Source organism: Aeromonas sp. s9 (genome assembly GCF_040907765.1).
Classification (GTDB): domain Bacteria; phylum Pseudomonadota; class Gammaproteobacteria; order Enterobacterales; family Aeromonadaceae; genus Aeromonas; species Aeromonas caviae.
The window spans coordinates 1-18,028 of record NZ_JBFOCK010000102.1 but is presented as its reverse complement, the minus strand read 5'-3'; the positions used below and the strand labels follow the sequence as shown (position 1 = coordinate 18,028).

Below are 18,028 nucleotides of genomic sequence, written 5' to 3'. Positions count from 1 at the left end.
GGATGCCTGGCTCTTTTCATTTCCACAGTGATTCACTCGCCCCCTTGGCTTCACTCAGCCTCTGCAGGTTTTCAATGCTGTATCCGTAGTCGACGGAGCGGCTCCCTTCTCCCACTTGTTTTAAAAGAATGGGAGAAGGGCTGGGGATGAGGGGGAAGACCGCCTCAAAGACTCGGCATAAACCAGGTGCGGCCGGCCGCCTCGATGCGATCGGTGCGGATCTGGAACACCCGCTCCAGCAGCGCCTCGTCGATGATCCCGACGTCCCCTTCCCCCACCACGCGGCCCTGTTGCAGGCAGAGCACGCGATCCGCCCAGTCGATGGCCAGATTGATGTCGTGGATGGCCACCACCACCAGCAATCCCTGCGCGGCCAGTTGCTTGAGCAGCCGCAGCAGCGCCATCTGGTGATGCAGATCCAGCCCCGCCAGGGGTTCGTCCAGCAGCAGCACCCGCCCGGTCGGATTGAGGCTTGGCCAAAGTTGCAGCAGAGTGCGGGCGATCAGCACCCGCTGCTGCTCCCCCCCGGACAATCGACTGAAGTCCCGAGCCAGCAGAGGCGCCAGTTCCAGGGCGTCGCACACATCCGCCACCGCCTGCGCCTGGGCATCGGGGTCCCCCTCCTCCAGCCCCAGGCTCAGCACCTGGAACACCGGGATGTGGAACAGCTGGGGCTGGCGCTGGGGCAGCATGGCGCGCCGCGTTGCAAGCTCGGGCCAGCTCAGGGTCGTGATGGCCTCTCCCCCCAGCAAGACGGCGCCATCGGCGGGCAGCAGGCCCGCCAGGGCCCCGAGCAGGGAGGACTTGCCGCTACCGTTGGGGCCGAGCAGGGCCACCAGCTGACCACCGGACCAGGCGAGATCCAGGGGGGCGAGGCGATGGGGGATGGCCAGGGCGCGGGCCTCCAGCCGCCAGGGGGCGGGATCAGCGGGACACATCGGCATCTTGCCTCAGCAGCAAATAGATAAAGAGCGGGGCACCCACCGAGGCAGTGATGACCCCGATGGGCAACTCACCGGCGTGCAGCGCCGAGCGGGCCACCAGATCGGCCCCGAGCAGCAGGGCGCCGCCCCCCAGCGCCGAGGCGGGCAGCAGGAAGCGCTGATCGCTGCCGCCGCACAGGCGCAGCAGGTGAGGCACCACCAGGCCGACGAAACCGATGACGCCGCACAGGGAGACCGCCACCCCGGTGAGCAGACATACCGCCAGCACCAGGCGTACCCGCATGCTGTCCACGTTCAGCCCCATGAGGCGGGCCTGGGTCTCCCCCAGCAGCAGTTGTTGCAGTGCCCGCCCCTGCCAGCAGAGCCAGCCGAGGGTGAGGGGCAGCACCAGCCACCACCAGGCGAGCTGCTGGCTGCCGTAGGCGAGGCTGCCCATCATCCAGAACATGAATTCCCGCAAGGCGCCGTCGTCGGCGAAATACATCAGCCAGGTCATGGCCGCATTGGTGAGGATGCCGATGGCGACCCCGAACAGCAGCAGCCGCCCATGGCCGAGCCGTGCCCGGCGTGCGAGACGGATGAGCAGCATGGTCACCACCAGGGCACCGCCAAAGGCCGCCAGCGACAGCCCCCAGCCCGGCAAATAGAGCCCGAGCCCCTTGGCCACCGCCATCGCCACCATGGCGGCCAGCCCAGCGCCGCTCGAGACGCCAAGCAGGCCGGGTTCCGCTACCGGGTTGTGCAGCATCACCTGGAGCACGGCACCACCGCAGGCAAGGGAGGCCCCCGCCAGCAGGGCCAGCAGGGCGCGCGGCAGGCGCAGCTCCAGCAAGATACGCAGCTCCAGATCCCCCAGCGGCTGCCAGGGCAGCAGCACGAACTCCCCGAGGGCGAGGGAGAGCAGGAACAGGGCCAGGGTCAGCAGCGACAGCAGGAGCAGCCAGCGGCGCTGCCAGCGCTGCTGGCGACGGATGAGAGCGAGATACACGGGATCCCCAAGAAGCGAGGCCCGCCGGGGGGCAGGCAGGAAAGCTGCATGATAACAGCGCGTTACCACCCAAGGTCAAGGCTGGTAGGGCTTGGCCAGCGCCGCTATCTCGCCGCTCTCCACCATGGCTTGCAACGCCTGCGCCAGCTTGGGGCCCAGCTCGTGGTGGGGTGAGTGCTTGCTCATCCCGAGGTAGAGCACCACCGGGTTGGGGGGCTGGAAGGGCGCCTTGACGAGGCCGGCGTCGTTGCGCTGGCTCAGGGCGTAATCCACCTGGCAGTCGGTCCCTATCATCAGGGGCAGGTGGCCCCGCTCCACCATGCGCTGCAACTGGTCTTCGGTGGGGACCCCGTGCTTGTCGAGCCCGGCGTCGCCATCGAAGGGGGGGAAGTAGGCGGAGTTGAGCACATAGCCAATCTCGCGGCCCCGCAGATCCTCGTAGCGCCTGAGGCCGGCCACGGCGGCGGGCTTGCCATAGAAGGCAGGCCGGCACTGGTAATAGGACGGCTGCAGGTAGTCGATGAAGGCGGCCCGCTCCTCGGTGTGAGCCAGCCCTATCATCAGATCCACCTGACCGGTCTGCATCTGTTTGAGTGCCCGTCCCCAGGGCACCCGTTTGAGGGTGAGCACAATGCCGCTGCGTGCCTGCAACTGGCGCAGAATGTCGATATCCAGCCCCTGGAAGTCGTCGTTCTCTGCCAGCATGCGAAACGGCGGCCAGACATCGGTGGCCACCGTCAGGGTCGGCGCACCTTGCGCCCAGCAGGCAAACAACAGACAAAGCGCACCCCAGCTTGTCTTGCCCATCCAGCTTTCGCCTTCTTTTGTTACATCCTTGTGAGCTAAAAATACCCTCAAGCACCACTTATGAAAACCCATGGAGTCGAGATAAAATGCATTGATTTAAAAGGAGAACCTAATGAACCCCATCATGACCAGTATCGGCCTGCTCATCTGCAGCAACGTCTTCATGACGTTTGCCTGGTACGCCCATCTCAAGAGCATGAATCACAAACCCTGGATCATCGCCGCCCTGGTGAGCTGGGGGATAGCCCTGTTCGAATACCTGTTGCAGGTGCCCGCCAACCGCATCGGCCACACCGTGCTCTCCGTCGGCCAGCTCAAGATCCTGCAGGAGGTGATCACCCTCACCGTGTTCGTTCCCTTCTCCATCTTCTATCTGAAAGAAGACCTGAAGTGGGACTACCTCTGGGCGGGTCTGTGCATCCTGGGCGCGGTCTTTTTTGTGTTCCGCGAAAAACTGACCGGCGCCTGAGGCTGTACACTCAAGCCATTCATCATCCCCCAGCCCTTTGAGCGACGAGGCCCCTCATGGAATTGAGAGACATGCTGCAGATCCTGGCCAAACAGGACGGTTCCGATCTCTATCTCTCCACCGGCGCCCCCCCCTGCGCCAAGTTCAACGGCGCCCTGCGCCCCCTCACCCAGGAGCCCCTGGGGCCGGGCGAGGTGGCCCGCATCGCCTACGACATCATGGATCTCGAGCAGAAACAGCAGTTCGAGAAGGAGCTGGAGATGAACCTCGCCATCTCCCTGCCCCAGATAGGCCGCTTTCGGGTCAACATCTTCAAGCAGCGAAATGAAGTTTCCCTGGTGGCGCGCAACATCAAGACCGAGATCCCCCGCTTCGAGGATCTCAAACTCCCTCCGGTGCTCCTCGACACCATCATGGAGAAGCGGGGTCTGGTGCTCTTCGTCGGCGGCACGGGGTCCGGCAAATCCACATCGCTCGCGGCCCTCATCGATCATCGCAACCGCAACAGCGGCGGCCACATCATCACCATCGAGGATCCGGTGGAGTTCGTCCATCGCCACCAGAAGAGCATCATCAACCAGCGGGAGGTGGGGGTGGATACCCGCAGCTTCCACGCGGCCCTGAAGAACACCCTGCGCCAGGCGCCGGACGTCATCCTCATCGGCGAAATCCGCGATCGGGAGACCATGGAGCATGCCCTCGCCTTCTCGGAGACCGGGCATCTGGCCATCTCCACCCTGCACGCCAACAACGCCAACCAGGCGTTGGATCGCATCATCAACTTCTTCCCGGAAGAGCGCAGACCCCAACTGCTCAACGACCTTGGCAACAACCTCAAGGCCTTTGTCTCCCAGCGGCTGGTGAAGACCACGGACGGCGGGCGCCGGGCGGCGGTGGAGGTGATGCTCGGAACCCACACGGTGCGCGATCTCATCAAGCGCGGCGAGTTTGGCGGCCTCAAGGAGATCATGGAAAAATCCAGGGCCCTTGGCATGGTGACCTTCGACAGCACCCTGTTCGATCTGGTGGTCGAGGGGGTGATCGACGAGGAGGAGGCGGTGAAGAACGCGGACTCCCAGAACAACCTGCGCCTCAAGATCAAACTCTGGCGGGAGAAGGGCCAGATAGGCAACAGTGCGGCGGCGAGCGGCTGGAGCCTGGAGCCCACCAAGGACGAGGGAGACCTCTTCTGAGACGGGCCCGGCGGCCACGAAAAAGGGAACCCTCGGGTTCCCTTTTGCATATGGGCAGGCGTCAGCCCTTCTGGACCAGCCCTATCTGGCCGGGCTCGCACCACTCGAACGTCACCTCTTCGTGCTTGCCGCAGCAGGAGCCGCCACACAGGCGGCTCTCCCGCTTGGCGACGCGCCCCTTGCGCATCCAGACCCCGAGCATGGCCTCTACCGCATCCTCGGAGGTGTGGAAGTGGCGGGCCAGCGCCCGTCGACTCACCTTCTTGTGCAGGGCCAGATAGTCCCCCAGTTCACGCAGGATCACAGAATACCCTCCCTCTCGGCGCACTCGCCCCTGACCATGAGCCCCTTCACAGGGTCACCACCTTGCGGGCGACGATGTCGCCGTGACGACGCCCCAGCCACCAGAGCAGCACCAGGGAGAACAGATAGCTCAGGCTCCAGACCAGGCTCTGCGCCGGGTGGGCGGCGAAGGTCGCCAGTTGATAGAAGAGGGTGGCGCACAGGAAGGCGACGTAGTTGCACCAGGCGGCGGTGAACAGGGCCCACTGGCGACCGGTCTCTCGTACCAGGGCCCCCATGGCGGCGGCGCAGGGCATGTAGAGCAGCACGAACAGCAGGTAGGCAAAGGCTCCGGCCACGCCGTCGAAGTGGGTCTGCATGTTGCCGTAGGTGGAGGTGTCCACCTCCTGGGCCTCGGCTGCCGCCTGCTTGTCCTCCAGATCCCCCACCTTGAGCCCCATGGGATCGGCGGGGTCGATGTCCGCCAGGTTGGCGGGAATGGTGGCCAGCGCCGCTTTCAGGCTGCCCAGCAGGGAGTATTCACTCTCCTCCTCATCACCGGCGCCGCCGGCGTAGAGGCTGTTGAGGGTAGCGACCACCGCCTCCTTGGCAAAGATGCCGGTGAGGATGCCCACCGTGGCCTGCCAGTTGTCGTCGCGCACGCCTATGGGATGCAGCACCGGGGTCACGGACTGGCTCAGCTTGCTCAGCACCGAGTTCTCCTGATCCTGGTTGCCGAAGCTGCCGTCGGTGCCCAGCGAATTGAGCACGCTCAGCACCGCCACCATCAGGACGATGGTCTTGCCCGCGCCGAAGATGAAGCCCTTGAGTTTCTGCCAGGTGCGCAGCCCCACGTCCACCGGACGGGGCCACTCGTAATCGGGCATCTCCATCACCATGGAGTCGCTCTTGCCCGGCAGCAGGGTGCTGCGCAGGAAGAGGCCGGTGAGCACCGCCACCAGGATGCCGAACAGATAGAGACCGAACACCAGGTTCTGCCCCGACTCGGGGAAGAAGGCCACCGCGAACAGGGCGTAGACCGGCAGACGGGCACCGCAGGACATGAAGGGCGCCATGGCCGAGGTCATCAGCCGCTCGCGCTCCGACCCCAGGGTCCGGGTTGCCATCACCGCGGGCACGGTGCAGCCAAAGCCCATCAGCATGGGGACGAAGGCCTTGCCGGGCAGGCCGAGGCGACGCATCAGGGCGTCCACCACGAAGGCGGCGCGGGCCAGATAGCCGGAGCTCTCCAGCACCGCGAGGAAGAGAAAGAGGCAGCCCACCACGGGGATGAAGGTCGCCACCGTCTGCAAACCGGCACCCACGCCGTCCGCGAGCACGGCCCCCAGCCAGTCGGGGGCACTCATCAGCCCCAGCAGGTGGTGCACTCCGTCCACGAACAGGGCCCCCCCGAGGATGTCGAAGAAGTCGATGAAGGCGCTGCCCACCTTGATGGCGAACATGAACATCAGGTACATCACCAGCAGGAAGAAGGGGATGCCCACCCAGCGGTTGAGCAGCACCCTGTCCAGCCGTTCGCTCTGGGCGACGGTGAGCTTGTCCTGATGACGGCACGCCTGCTGGCACCAGTGGTGGATATGGCCGTAGCGCAAATCAGCGAGTTGCAGGTCGATGTCCTGGGCGTGGTGGGCACGGCTCACCACGTTGTCGGCCGCCGCCTGCTGCCCCGCCGCCAGGGTCGCCTGCATGGCGATGTCTTCCTCCAGCAGGCGCAGGGCGCGGCCACGCCGATGCAGATGATGGGGGGCGAGCAGGGTCTCCAGCTCGGCGATGTCCCCCTCGAGGGGCTGACCGTAGTCGAGCATCAGGGCGGGCTGGGACTGGCCGATAAACTGGTGGATCCCCTCTTTGAAGGCCGCTACCTGCTGGCGATTGTGGGCCGAGAGCGACACCACGGGGCACCCCAGCGCCTTGGCGAGCAAGGCCTCGTCGATGGTGATGCGCCGCTTTTGCAGCAGATCCATCTTGTTGAGCACCACCACCATGGGCAGCCCCAGCTCCCGCAGTTGCAGGGTGAGGTAGAGGGAGCGCTCCAGGTTGGCGGCATCGATGACGTTGAGCAGCAGATCCGGCTGCTGGCGCTGGACGAAGCGACTGGCGATCTGCTCGTCCAGGCTCGCCTCCTGGTTGGCCAGGGCATAGATGCCGGGCAGGTCCACCAGGGTGTATTCCTGCCCGCGGGCAGCAAAGGCCCCCATCTTCTTGTCGACGGTGACCCCGCTCCAGTTCCCCACCTGCTGGCGGGAGCCGGTCAGGGCGTTGAACAGGGAGGTCTTGCCGCTATTGGGATTGCCCACTGTGACCAGGTTGTAGCTCATACCGGCTCCACCTCGATTTGCTGGGCCAGACTCCGCTGCATGGAGAGGCAGATGCCCTGGCACTGGATCTGGAGCGGGTCCCCCAGGGGTGCGGCCCGCAGATAGAGGATCTCGGTCTGGGGCAGCAGCCCCATCACCATCAGCTTGCGCCGCAAGGCGCGGCCAAGGTGGTTCATGTGCGTGATGCGAGCGCTCTGTCCCGGCGACAGCTCTGTGAGTACCATGACGGGCTCCTGAAGTTAAACAAGAATAATTCGCTTTTAATGGGGGAATTATAAGCTGTGCCCTCAACATTTATTTGCGTAAAATCAAACTCCGCTTAGCTAACCGACAAAGTATTGCCATGAGTCACGACAACAACAGCCGCCTGGTCTATAGCACGGACGGCGGCATGATCAAGGAATCCGCCCCCGCCCAGCACGCCTCCCCCTTCCCCGCCGACGGGGTCGTGCGCATCCGCCGCGAGACCAAGGGACGCAAGGGGGCCGGGGTCATCAGCATCCACGGCGTTCCCGTCGACCAGCAGAAGGCCCTCGCCACCCTGCTCAAGAAAAAGTGCGGTACCGGCGGCGGTCTCAAGGAGGGGATCATCGAGATCCAGGGGGACAAACGGGACCTCATCAAGGCCGAACTGGAGAAGGCCGGCTTTCAGGTCAAGCTGGTGGGGGGATAATTCCCCATCCCGCGCCTTGCCTCACCGGGGGTTTTTCCCTAGAATGCCCGCTCCCATCGAGGGGGAGTAGTCTCGCCACGGACCCGTTCCGTGCGCGATCCTGATCAACATACTTGGTGCCAACTCACCATGGTCAGGGTGATCCGGGCAATGCCGGATTTGACAAGACCTTTGACGGGCCAGTGCCAAAACCGGGGACGGATGGCGCAGGCTTGTCTTTGGTTTATAACAATTCCGTCCCCCGGTCATTTTTATGGAAGCCTTGTTAACCTCCACCATCAGCGTTGCCATCGCCGAGATCGGCGACAAGACACAGCTGCTGGCTCTGTTGCTCATCTGTCGTTTTCGCAAACCCTGGCCCATCATCGCCGGCATGCTGGCTGCCACCCTGCTCAACCACGCAGGGGCCGCCTGGATAGGGGAATTCATCAGTCGCTGGATGGATCCCAAGGTGATGACCTGGCTGGTCGCTGGCGCCTTCATCGCCATGGCCGCCTGGATCCTGGTGCCGGACAAGATGGACGATGAAGAGAGTTCCCTGGACAAGTATGGCCCCTTCATGGCCACCTTCGTGCTCTTCTTCATCGCCGAGATCGGTGACAAGACCCAGATAGCCACCGTGCTGCTGGCAGCCAAGTACGACTCCCTGATCCAGGTGATCACCGGTACCACCCTCGGCATGATGCTGGCCAACGTGCCCGTGGTGCTGCTCGGCAAGCTCGGGGCCGACAAGCTCCCCCTCAAGGGGATCCGCATTGCCTGCGCCATCCTCTTTGCGGGGCTTGGCATCTCCACCCTGATCTTCGCCTGACCTCCATAGAAGCCGGCGGGGGATCAGCGTGAGCACTGATCGCCACCGCCGCCCCGGACGTCCTTCAGGCCCCCTCCTCACGGCGGGGGCCTTTTTAGTGCAAAGACATGGCCCCGTGCCGCGACCTGTGTCGCAGCGCCGACGGCGCCCCTGCCCCGAGACGCGTCGCCGTGCCATAATGCCTTATCTTTCAGGCATCACGGCTTCAGGAGCCCCCATGCACCTCACCTCAAGACAGACCCTGCTCGACTGGGTCAGGCGCGGCCGCCTGCCACGGGCCTCGCTGCCTGCCGCCCTGGCACTGTGCGATCTGCCCCCCAGCCCTGCCCGCTGGCAGTGGCTGTTCGACAGGCTGCTGCTCTGGCTCGGCTGCCTCTGCCTTGGCGCCGGCCTCGTCTTCTTCGTCGCCTTCAACTGGCAGGCCCTGGGGCGCCTCTCACGTCTCGCCCTGCTGGAGCTGCCGTTGCTCGCCATGCTCCTGGTGCTCTGGCGCAAACCCATGAGTGACACCCCGCGCCAGGCCCTGCTGCTGGCCCTGGCCCTCAACCTCGGCGCCCTGCTCGCCCTGGTGGGCCAGACCTACCAGACCGGCGCCGACCCCTGGCAACTCTTCGCCACCTGGGCCCTGATGCTGCTGCCGCTGGCGGCCCTTGGCAGAAGCCCGCTGCTCTGGACCCTGGCCTGGCTGCTCGGTCAGCTCGCCCTGGTGCTCTACTGGCGGCTCGGCCTTCTCGATCTCTTCTTCTCCTTCAACGAGGAGGCCCTCGGCTGGTGCCTGACCCTGCTCAACGCCGCCCTCTGGGGTCTGCTCATCCTGGTGCCCGCCCGCTACGCCCTGATCCCCTCCTGGCTCGCGGGGCTGGCCGCGGGGCTCGGCATCACCCTGCTTACCCTGCTGGCCCTGTTCGATGCCGCCTCTCCCTGGGTCTGGCCTGCCTGGCTCGCCTGGCTCGGCGCCGCCTACCTGCGCTGGCACCACAGGTTCATCGCCGGGCTCGCCATGGGGTGCCTGAGCCTTATCGCCGTCATCCTCGCGGCCCTTGGCAAGTGGATGGAGCCGGACATGAACGGCTTTTTGCTGCTGGCCCTCATCGCCATCGGCCTGTCGGTGATGGCCAGCCGCTGGCTGCAACAACAACGGAGGCAGCATGTCTGATCTCACCCCCTGGGAGCGCCTGCGTGCAGCCCAACTTGTGGAAGGGGATGCCCCCCGGGATGAACAGCCCCACTGGTCGGGCCGTTTTCTGCTCGGCATGGTGGGCTGGATAGCCGCCCTCTTCCTGCTCTTCTTCCTCTTCATGGCCTTCGAGCAGCTGACCCGCGACCCCAACAACGCCCTCACCATGGGGATGGTGCTGATGGCCGCCGCCCTCGGTCTCAACCGCATGGCGACCCGCAGCGATCTCTGGGATCAGTTCGTGCTGGCGCTGGCGCTGGCGGCAGATGCCTGGCTGCTCTACGGCCTGCTGGACAGGCTGGATCTGAACGTCGCGTGGCTCTGGTTCGGTCTGACCGCCTTCTCCCTCGGGGTGGCCGCCCTGTTCGAGCACTGGCTGATCAGGCTGTTCCACAGCTTCGCCGCCGCCATCCTGCTCACCCTCGCCCTCGCCTGCCTCGGCCTGCACCTGCTGGCCCTGCCGCTGGTGATGGGCGCCGTCGCCCTGTGCTGGCTGCAGGCGGAGCGCGATCCCGCCCGCCATCTGCTCTATGAATCCCTCACCCTGGGGCTGGCACTCTCCCTGCTGGTGCTGGGACGGCTGCACCACCCCCTGTGGGAGGGAGGCACCAGCGTCCTCAATGAGCTCGGCAGCTCCCGCCTGCCCCTCTGGCTCAATCCCCTGCTCTGCGCCGCCCTGCTGCTCGCGGTCATGGTTCGCCTCAGGCTGCCGCTGCGCTACGGGCTGCCGCTGGTGGTGATCAGCGCCATCATTCCCGGCATGGGGGCTGGCGCCCTGGTGCTGGTGCTCGGCTTCTACGCCGGCAGCCTGGCCCTGATGACCCTGGCAGGCCTGCTGCTGCTCGGCTTTGGCTCCCTCTATTACTACGATCTGGGGCTGACCCTGATGACCAAGTCCTGGCTGCTGCTCGCCTCGGGGGCCCTGCTGCTCGGTACCCGTCAGTGGCTCAAGCACCTTCACAACGGGAGCCCCTCATGAGACGCCTCGCCTTTTTGCTGACCGGTCTTGCCCTGCTCGCCGGCATCAATGCCACCGTCTGGCGCTTCGAGCACGCCATGAGCCAGGGGGAGGTGGTGCTGATCGAGCTGGCACCGGTCGACCCCCGCTCCCTGATGCAGGGGGACTACATGCGCCTGAACTACGCCCTCGCCCGCCAGCTGGCGGGCCGCCAGGCCGCCGCCGGACCCCACACCCTGGTCGTTCGCCTGGATGAACATCAGGTGGTGCACTGGGTGGAAGGGGGCAAGTCCGAGGCCCCGGGCCCGGGGGAGCGCCTGCTCAAGGTGCGCCAGCGCGACGGCCAGTGGTTTATCGGGCCTGACGCCTTCTTCTTCGAAGAGGGCACGGGAGATCAATATGAGTCGGCCCGCTACGGCGAGTTTCGTCTGCAAGAGGATGGCAGCACCCTGCTGGTGGGGCTGAGGGACGAGGCGTTCACCCCTCTGGGTCACACCCGCCCGGCCTGGTAAAAAGGGGGCGCCGACACGGTTGTGAGTGGCAAGAGAATGACGGCCCCCGGCGGATAACGTCTGCGCCGGGTGGCGAAACGCCGTGACTTGGCAACACTTGAAACTGGGCACTCGGCAGCAGGACGGTCAGGATGAACATAGACATTGCAGTCCCCCTTCGCAGACTGGTCGCCTGCGCCGCCCTCGCGGCCATGGTCTGGGGCTCTCCCGCGACCCAGGCCAGCCCGGCGCTCGCCAGCCTGCACTACCTCACCGAAGAGTACAAACCCTACAACTTCACCGGGGAGGATGGCGCCCCGACCGGCTTTGCCATCGACCTGCTGCACCTAGTGTGGCAAAAGACCGGCACCCCTGTCCAGCCCGTCAGCATCCTCCCCTGGGCCAGGGGCTACTACCTGCTGACCCAGAAACCCAATGTGGTGCTCTTCTCCACCGCCCGCACCGAGGCGCGCAATCCCCTGTTCAAGTGGGCCTGCCCCATCGGCTATGCCGAGATAGTGCTGATGGGGCTCGCCAGTCGCCCCCTGACCTTGACCCGCCTGGAAGATGCCCAGCGCTACACCATAGGCGCCGTGCGATCCGACGTGGGGGAGCAACTGCTGCTCAACGCAGGCTTCGACGAGCAGAAGATCATGACCGCCAACCGCCTCTCCCAGGCCCTGCGCATGCTCACCTCGGGCCGGGTCGATCTGGTCTCCAGCAACAAGTCCACCCTGCTGGATCTCATCAAGACCCAGCAGCTGGATCCTGCCCAGTTCGAGGTGCGCTGGATGTTGAGCTCCGAGCAGTACTGCTTCGCCTTCAGCCACCCGGTGGACGATGCCCTGGTCAGGGAGTTCCAGCTCGGCCTGACCCAGGTGCTGGCCAGCAGCGACTTCCAGCAGCTCCAGCACAAATACTTCCCCTCCCCCTGACCCCTTCCCCCGCCGGGGCAGCCAAGGCCCCGGCCCGCCTTTGAGCCAGCGCACGAAACCCGTTTAATGTTCGCCACTTGCAACGACAAGGGGTGACGCAGACCACCTCGGGTCCGTAATATAGGGCGCAGGAGCCTGTTGGCCCCTTTTTCACGGCAAGGGGCAGGGCGCACGGTGGCAGCGACAGTCAGGGGCGGCAGCGTGCCCGCTGGCCGCCTTCATCGGGCAGCGCCGCGCTCACGCCCTTCCCCGCCATCTCTCCGATCTCTTGGGAATACACATGCACAACACAGCGAAATGGTTGATGAGTCTCTCGGTCTGCGCCCTTCTGATGGCCTGCGGCGGTGACAAGACCACCGGCAAGGCCTGTCTCGGGTCAAACAACGACACCCTGGTGGAGGGGATGCAGGACAAATGCAAGGCGGGGGACATTGTCGCCACCAAGCACCCGGCCTATTTCTGCGATTTCAACTACGCGGTCACTTTCAACAGCTACAACTCCGCGATTTGCGTCTACTCCGGCGGTCTGAAACCGGAGAGAACCACGGAAAAATCATGACTGGCGACCCATTTGCCCCGTCTGACACGAAGAGGGCGGCAGGATATGTGGTCAATGCCCGGGCGGCGGTGCCGCCCAGGCCATCCGGGGCGGCTTCGCCCCTATTTCACCCGCATCAGACGGTGATGCTGCCCGGCGCACTCGAGCTGGAGCACCTGGGATCGGGCCATGGCTTCCACCCTGGCCAGCATCTCGGCGCTGTAGCCCTTGCGACGCATCCATTGCAAGGGCTCCTCGAAGCCCCCTTCGTTGACCACGAAGGTATCTGTGTAGGACTCCTTGACGATGCTGACCACCCAGATGCGCTGCTGAAACTCGCAGAGTCCAGCCACCAGGGTGGCCGCCCGCCCGGCAAGGGCGCGCACACGGCGGACAAGAAGATGAACCATGGTATGGGCTCCGAACTGATAAAAGGGAAAACAGACTGGCACCCGGGTGGACGCGCCCCCCTGTGCCCTCTCAACCCGCCCCGCTCCTATCGCGGGGCAGACACCTGACTGGAAGGAGGCGGGTTCCCGCCCTCCCCTGCGGCCCGGCGCTCGCGCTTGACCGCATACATGCTCGCATCGGCCCGGTTCAGCGCCTCCTCGACGCTGACCTCGGCCAGCATCACGGCCACCGCCCCCACGCTGGCACCGGGATAATGGATCACCTTGTCCCCCACCGGCAGTGACAACACGCTGTGCTCGAACAGGCGCTGGCGAAACGCCGCCACCGCCCCGTCCAGCGTGTCGGAGGCCGGGAAAGGCCCCATGCCCACGGCCACGAACTCGTCTCCCCCAAAGCGGGCCAGCAGATCGCCGCCACGCAGGGTCTCCCCCAGTTGCCGCGCCATGGCGGTGAGCAGCCTGTCCCCCGCCTCGTGGCCATACTCGTCGTTGATGGCCTTGAAGCCATCGAGATCCACAAAGGCGATGAGCACCGGATGCCCCGCCCGCTCCGACAGGGAGAACAAGCGGGTGAGTTCGAGCATCAGGGCGCGGCGATTGGGAAGCCCGGTGAGGGGATCGGAGAGGGCCAGGCGCGAGAGCTCGTCGTTGGCCTGCTGCAATTGCCGCAGCAGTTGCTCCCGCTCCACCTGTTCGGCAATCAAGTGCGCGAAGAAGGCGATGAGCTGCTGCGCCCCCGCCACCGCGGGTTTTTGTTCGGTACTGGCGCCGCACAGGGTGCCATAGAGGGAGCCGGTCGAGGTGCGCACCGGGCTGCTCAGATAGGAGCGAATGCCGAGCTCGCTGGCCGCCTGGGAGTCCCCCCACAGAGCGGCGACGTCGTCGGTGTAGCCAATCTCATCGTCGATGGCACGGCGACACAGGGTATCGCTCCACTCCACCGTCATCCCCTCGGGGATCTGCAGCCCGACCGCATTGCGGGCAAACAGAACATGCTGGCTGCTTTGCCCGAGGTCAATCTCGGTGAGATAGGTCGACTCCAGCCCGGTCACCGACGCCAGCATTTCCAGCAAAGGGCGGGTCAGACTCTCCAGATCCCGCGCCTTGATCACCTGCTCCGAGAGCGCCAGCAATAACTTGTCCATGCCTACCTCCACAACTGCGTGCATGTAATGGGCGACCACCTTAGCCAACTCGGGGCGGGCCCGACAAGCGGGAGACCGCGATTGACCGGGGGAAAGATCGATTTGTTCACATTTTGGCATAACCGGCCCCCAAGCGGCGTCGCCATGCGAAACACAGGGGCACAACCCTGCCCTCGCCCCTGGGTGCCGGGTCGATTCCCGCCACGTATTCGTCCACGGTAATCATCCCCTCGCCCCTTGAGGGAGAGAGTCAAGGTGTGGGGTCACTCGCCGTCATTTGGCATGGCTACGCCTGTAGGGTCGGTAGGGTCGGTAGGGTCGATTAGCGAAGCGTAATCGTCCGCGGTAATCATCCCCTCTCCCCTTGGGGGAGAGGGTTAGGGTGAGGGGTCGGTAACGTCATTGCCTGGCGAATGCCGCCCCACACCTCAATGGCACGGCTTCGCCGCGCAGGACACGAGGGCGCAGCCCTCGACGGAACGTCGCCCGCCAACCTCGGCGACTTCGGTTTGATCCCCTCTCCCCTTGGGGGAGAGGGTTAGGGTGAGGGGTCGGTAACGGCATTGCCGGGTGCAATGTCGTCCCACGTGTGAATGGCACGGCTTCGCCGCGCAGGACGAGAGGACTCCGTCCTCGACGGGGTTTCGCCCGCCAGCCTCGGAGACTTCGGTTTGATCCCCTCCCCCCTTGCGGGAGAGGGTTAGGGTGAGGGGTGGGTAACGGCATTGCCGGGTGCAATGTCGTCCCACGTGTGAATGGCATGGCTTCGCCATGCAGGACACGAGGACTCCGTCCTCGATGGGGTTTCGGCTTTGTCCCCTCTCCCCTTGGGGGAGAGGGCTAGGGTCAGGGGTGGGTAACGTCATTGCCTGGCGAATGCCGCCCCACGCCTCAATGGCACGGCTTCGCCATGCAGGACACGAGGACTCCGTCCTCGACGGGGTTTCGCCCGCCAGCCTCAGCGACTTCGGTTTGATCCCCTCTCCCCTTGGGGGAGAGGGCTAGGGTGAGGGGTCGGTAACAGCATTGCCTGGCGAATGCCGCCCCACGCCTCAATGGCACGGCTTCGCCGCGCAGGACGCGAGGACTCCGTCCTCGACGGGGTTTCGCCACCGCTGCGCGGCTTGGCGAGTGACTTTTCTTTGCGTGGCCAAAGAAAAGTCACCAAAAGAAAGGCCACCCCCACTTGTTCGCCCTCCTGCGTCGGGTTCCCTCGGTTCAGGCAAAAGGTCTGGCGGAACGACGCAGACGGTACATCCCTGTACCGCCTGCGTCTGCGCCGTCGTCCATGACGGCGCTCCTGACCTTGTGCCCTCACCTCGGCGAACAACAGGGGGGCAACACCCAACCCGCCGCCCCGAGGCGGGTTAACAGGCGTAGGGTGCACTAAGCGCAGCGCATTGCACCGCGGTAACCGTCCCCTCTCTCCCTGCGGGAGAGGGTTAGGGTGAGGGGTCACCAACCCCGTTGGCATGGCTTCGCCAGCAGGGTCGGTAGGGTCGATTAGCGTAGCGTAATCGTCCGTGCTAACCGCTCCCCTTGCAGGTGAAGCCCATGCCGCAATCCGCAAAGCCTGACGCTGCAAGCAACCCCGCGTCGAATAGAGGTGCAATTCACTTCGTTCATTGCACCCTACGGTATGGGACAAACAGGCTCACCCCGGCGAACAACAGGGGGCAACAGCCAACCCGCAACACCGAGGCCGGTAAACAGACGTAGGGTGCAACAAGCGCAGCGCATTGCACCAAGGTAACCATCCCCTCTCCCCTTGCGGGAGAGGGTTAGGGTGAGGGGTCACCAACCCCGTTGGCATGGCTTCGCCAGCAGGGTCGGTAGGGTCGATTAGCGTAGCGTAATCGTCCGTGCTAACCGCTCCCCTTACAGGTGAAGCCCATGGCGCAATCCGCCAAGCCTGACGCTGCAAGCAACCCCGCGCCGAATAGAGGTGCAATTCACTTCGTTCATTGCACCCTACGGTAATGGCCAAACGGGATCACCCCGGCGAACAACAGGGGGCAACAGCCAGCCCGCAGCACCGAGGCCGGTTAACAGGCGTAGGGTGCACCAAGCGCAGCGCATTGCACCGCGGTAACACTCCCCAGCCTATTCGGGGCAAAGATCGGGCGGGTTGTTGTCTCGCAGCCAACCCCTCGCCCACCCCATGGCAAGAGCAGATTGTCGCACCTATGCAACAGACTTCATCAAGTTGGTTGCATAGGTGAAAAAATCATGGCGGGTACAGCTGCAAGCGGTAGATATCCCTATCGGGAAATGGTTGTATATCGAAAGCCCGATAATTAATTCCCCGTAGTTATAATTTCCATTGAATCCAGATTACATATTACTAATAAAGCGCACTTTATAATTTGATTGATCTATAACGGTTATTCTCAAATGAAAAAAACAGGAAATCATAAAAATAAAACCAAAAAAAACAAATCAATTATATGTCGGAGTATTAAAGCTCCATGCCCACTATGTAATGACATATTATCTGGTGACCTGATGTTTTTGATAAAGCACTTCAAAAACATCCATGCGCGAATGCCAACCCTAGGAGAGGCTAATAGATTTAGAGCTTTTACAAAAAAAGATTCCAGGAAAAGTAATTACACAATATCATTCTTTAAAGACCGTCGGGAAATTAGTGGTGGTCTACCTAGCTTAGGAAAGAAAAAATAATAAAAGCATTAAACTCATCTAAATAGCTGATCCTAATTTCGCTCCAGTTGCATAAGCCCATGTCCATTACCGGGGAACGGGGCGGCATGATCCAGGAAGTAGAACACGCGACGTAATAACTCACCCAATGTGCGGCATTGGTGGTTCCGGGTGATCGTTTCATGGAGGGCATGCCACAGCCGCTCAATCTGGTTCACCCATGGCGAATACACCGGCTGAAAAAGCACGATGAACTTCGGATTTTTTGCCAGCCATCGCTGTGCTTTTTTGCTCTTGTGGATGATGTAGTTATCCAGGATCAGCGTGATGCTCTTGGCGCGCCGATAAGTCCGCTTTAGTGTTTGGAGCAGTGACAAGAACAAGTCCGTGTCTTTGCTATCGCTCGCCACATAGGTCACGTTACCTGTTCCGGCATGCAGGGCGCCAGCGAGGTAATGTTTGCGATTCTGGCCCGGAGTTGCCACTTTCTTCTGCTTCCCTCGCATCATCCAGTCCGCCCCCAGCTTGGGATTTAGGTGGATATCCACCTCATCTTCATAGAACACGGGATGGTCCGCACTGCAGCGTCCCAAGGCCTCATTGATAGCGGCCATTTTCCGCTCTTTATGGGGATCGCGGATGTGCAAAGTGGGCGCGGCCCGGCGCCAGACAATCCCTAGCCTGGGCAGCCATCGCCGTATTGTTGAAGCATGCAATGTCAGGCGCCAACTCCGTTTGAGTTCAAGCGCCATCAGTTCGGTACTCCAACGCGAGCGCTGATATCCGAGCTCCTGTGGAGACAACTGGATCAACAGCTGTAATAGACCCGAGATGTGAGCAAATGGCAGCACCGGCTTGCGCCCCCGAGGCTCGCTTTCAAGCCCCTCCAGACCGTACAAGGTGTACCAGTTCACCCAGCGATTGATCGATGACCGGGCGGCGGCTGTGAGCCGAGAAACAGCCGAGACACTGTGCCCGTCAGCAAGGAGCAAGATGGCGTTGAGCCTCCGGCAGAGATCTTTATCTTTGGTCCGGTGCATCTTGTTGATGATCCGGCGTCGCTCATCATGGTCGGGGAGTGTTAGTATCATTTCGGGCTCGGCTCGTTTGTCGTTTGATTGGTTTGGCGATTAATCAGATCGCACAAACGACGCCGAGTTCCCTTCTTTCCCGGATAAGTGATCTACATTTCGGAACGGTTATTTAG

The 18,028-nt window shown here is 63.4% G+C and carries 18 protein-coding genes; 9 read left to right on the top strand and 9 right to left on the bottom strand.

Annotated features, from left to right (window positions below; translation table 11 throughout):
- Positions 1-164: 164 nt before the first annotated feature.
- The 3 genes from AB5Y54_RS19550 to AB5Y54_RS19540 form a co-directional block, all read right to left on the bottom strand.
- Positions 165-938, bottom strand: coding sequence for an ATP-binding cassette domain-containing protein (locus tag AB5Y54_RS19550; protein ID WP_223956718.1), 774 nt, complete (start codon positions 936-938; stop codon positions 165-167).
- Complete coding sequence (gene btuC, locus AB5Y54_RS19545; RefSeq protein WP_039041213.1) at positions 925-1,932, bottom strand: vitamin B12 ABC transporter permease BtuC; 1,008 nt, start codon at positions 1,930-1,932, stop codon at positions 925-927. Before btuC ends, AB5Y54_RS19550 begins: the two co-directional genes overlap by 14 nt.
- A gap of 75 nt (positions 1,933-2,007) precedes the next feature.
- Complete coding sequence (locus tag AB5Y54_RS19540) at positions 2,008-2,739, bottom strand: ABC transporter substrate-binding protein (RefSeq protein ID WP_045524275.1); 732 nt, start codon at positions 2,737-2,739, stop codon at positions 2,008-2,010.
- 112 nt (positions 2,740-2,851) lie between these two features.
- Between AB5Y54_RS19540 and AB5Y54_RS19535 the strand changes: the two genes are divergently transcribed.
- Together AB5Y54_RS19535 and tapW are read left to right on the top strand one after the other, a co-directional pair.
- Positions 2,852-3,208, top strand: coding sequence for a DMT family protein (locus AB5Y54_RS19535; protein ID WP_010675200.1), 357 nt, complete (start codon positions 2,852-2,854; stop codon positions 3,206-3,208).
- A gap of 56 nt (positions 3,209-3,264) precedes the next feature.
- The gene (gene tapW / locus AB5Y54_RS19530; RefSeq protein WP_029314740.1) at positions 3,265-4,401 is read left to right on the top strand and encodes a type IVa pilus ATPase TapW; all 1,137 of its coding nucleotides are present in this window, start codon (positions 3,265-3,267) and stop codon (positions 4,399-4,401) included.
- 61 nt (positions 4,402-4,462) lie between these two features.
- On the opposite strand, the gene AB5Y54_RS19525 is transcribed toward tapW, so the two are convergent.
- The 3 genes from AB5Y54_RS19525 to AB5Y54_RS19515 are packed head-to-tail and all read right to left on the bottom strand — an operon-like array spanning position 4,463 to position 7,246.
- Positions 4,463-4,705 carry a FeoC-like transcriptional regulator gene (locus AB5Y54_RS19525; RefSeq protein WP_039041210.1) on the bottom strand — a complete coding sequence of 81 codons (243 nt, stop codon included), beginning with the start codon at positions 4,703-4,705 and terminating at the stop codon, positions 4,463-4,465.
- A gap of 46 nt (positions 4,706-4,751) precedes the next feature.
- The gene (feoB, locus tag AB5Y54_RS19520; RefSeq protein ID WP_368154220.1) at positions 4,752-7,022 is read right to left on the bottom strand and encodes a Fe(2+) transporter permease subunit FeoB; all 2,271 of its coding nucleotides are present in this window, start codon (positions 7,020-7,022) and stop codon (positions 4,752-4,754) included.
- Positions 7,019-7,246 carry a FeoA family protein gene (locus tag AB5Y54_RS19515; protein ID WP_010675204.1) on the bottom strand — a complete coding sequence of 76 codons (228 nt, stop codon included), beginning with the start codon at positions 7,244-7,246 and terminating at the stop codon, positions 7,019-7,021. The genes feoB and AB5Y54_RS19515 overlap by 4 nt, the downstream gene beginning before the upstream one ends.
- A gap of 119 nt (positions 7,247-7,365) precedes the next feature.
- On the opposite strand from AB5Y54_RS19515, the gene AB5Y54_RS19510 reads away from it, so the two are divergent.
- From AB5Y54_RS19510 to AB5Y54_RS19480, 7 genes are all read left to right on the top strand, one after another.
- On the top strand, positions 7,366-7,695 hold the full coding sequence (locus tag AB5Y54_RS19510; RefSeq protein WP_010675205.1) for a translation initiation factor: 330 nt from the start codon (positions 7,366-7,368) through the stop codon (positions 7,693-7,695).
- Between the two features lie 253 nt (positions 7,696-7,948).
- Positions 7,949-8,506, top strand: coding sequence for a TMEM165/GDT1 family protein (locus tag AB5Y54_RS19505; protein WP_010675206.1), 558 nt, complete (start codon positions 7,949-7,951; stop codon positions 8,504-8,506).
- Between the two features lie 217 nt (positions 8,507-8,723).
- On the top strand, positions 8,724-9,662 hold the full coding sequence (locus tag AB5Y54_RS19500; protein WP_368154219.1) for a DUF2157 domain-containing protein: 939 nt from the start codon (positions 8,724-8,726) through the stop codon (positions 9,660-9,662).
- Positions 9,655-10,662 (top strand): DUF4401 domain-containing protein, encoded by a 1,008-nt coding sequence (locus tag AB5Y54_RS19495; protein ID WP_042014995.1) that lies wholly within the window; start codon positions 9,655-9,657, stop codon positions 10,660-10,662. Before AB5Y54_RS19500 ends, AB5Y54_RS19495 begins: the two co-directional genes overlap by 8 nt.
- Positions 10,659-11,153, top strand: a complete 495-nt coding sequence (locus AB5Y54_RS19490) for a GDYXXLXY domain-containing protein (RefSeq protein ID WP_201893651.1) — start codon at positions 10,659-10,661, stop codon at positions 11,151-11,153. The genes AB5Y54_RS19495 and AB5Y54_RS19490 overlap by 4 nt, the downstream gene beginning before the upstream one ends.
- A 191-nt stretch (positions 11,154-11,344) precedes the next feature.
- The gene (locus tag AB5Y54_RS19485) at positions 11,345-12,067 is read left to right on the top strand and encodes a transporter substrate-binding domain-containing protein (protein ID WP_323930016.1); all 723 of its coding nucleotides are present in this window, start codon (positions 11,345-11,347) and stop codon (positions 12,065-12,067) included.
- Positions 12,068-12,347: 280 nt separating this feature from the next.
- On the top strand, positions 12,348-12,626 hold the full coding sequence (locus AB5Y54_RS19480) for a hypothetical protein (RefSeq protein ID WP_029314742.1): 279 nt from the start codon (positions 12,348-12,350) through the stop codon (positions 12,624-12,626).
- Positions 12,627-12,727: 101 nt separating this feature from the next.
- Here AB5Y54_RS19480 and AB5Y54_RS19475 read toward each other — a convergent pair whose 3' ends face one another.
- From AB5Y54_RS19475 to AB5Y54_RS19465, 3 genes are all read right to left on the bottom strand, one after another.
- Positions 12,728-13,015 carry a hypothetical protein gene (locus AB5Y54_RS19475; protein WP_042864058.1) on the bottom strand — a complete coding sequence of 96 codons (288 nt, stop codon included), beginning with the start codon at positions 13,013-13,015 and terminating at the stop codon, positions 12,728-12,730.
- Between the two features lie 86 nt (positions 13,016-13,101).
- Positions 13,102-14,160: a GGDEF domain-containing protein gene (locus AB5Y54_RS19470; protein ID WP_368154218.1), complete on the bottom strand. Its 1,059-nt coding sequence runs from the start codon at positions 14,158-14,160 to the stop codon at positions 13,102-13,104.
- A 2,714-nt stretch (positions 14,161-16,874) separates the two neighbouring features.
- Positions 16,875-17,912, bottom strand: a complete 1,038-nt coding sequence (locus AB5Y54_RS19465) for an IS630-like element ISAeme16 family transposase (RefSeq protein ID WP_041206064.1) — start codon at positions 17,910-17,912, stop codon at positions 16,875-16,877.
- Positions 17,913-18,028: the final 116 nt, after the last annotated feature.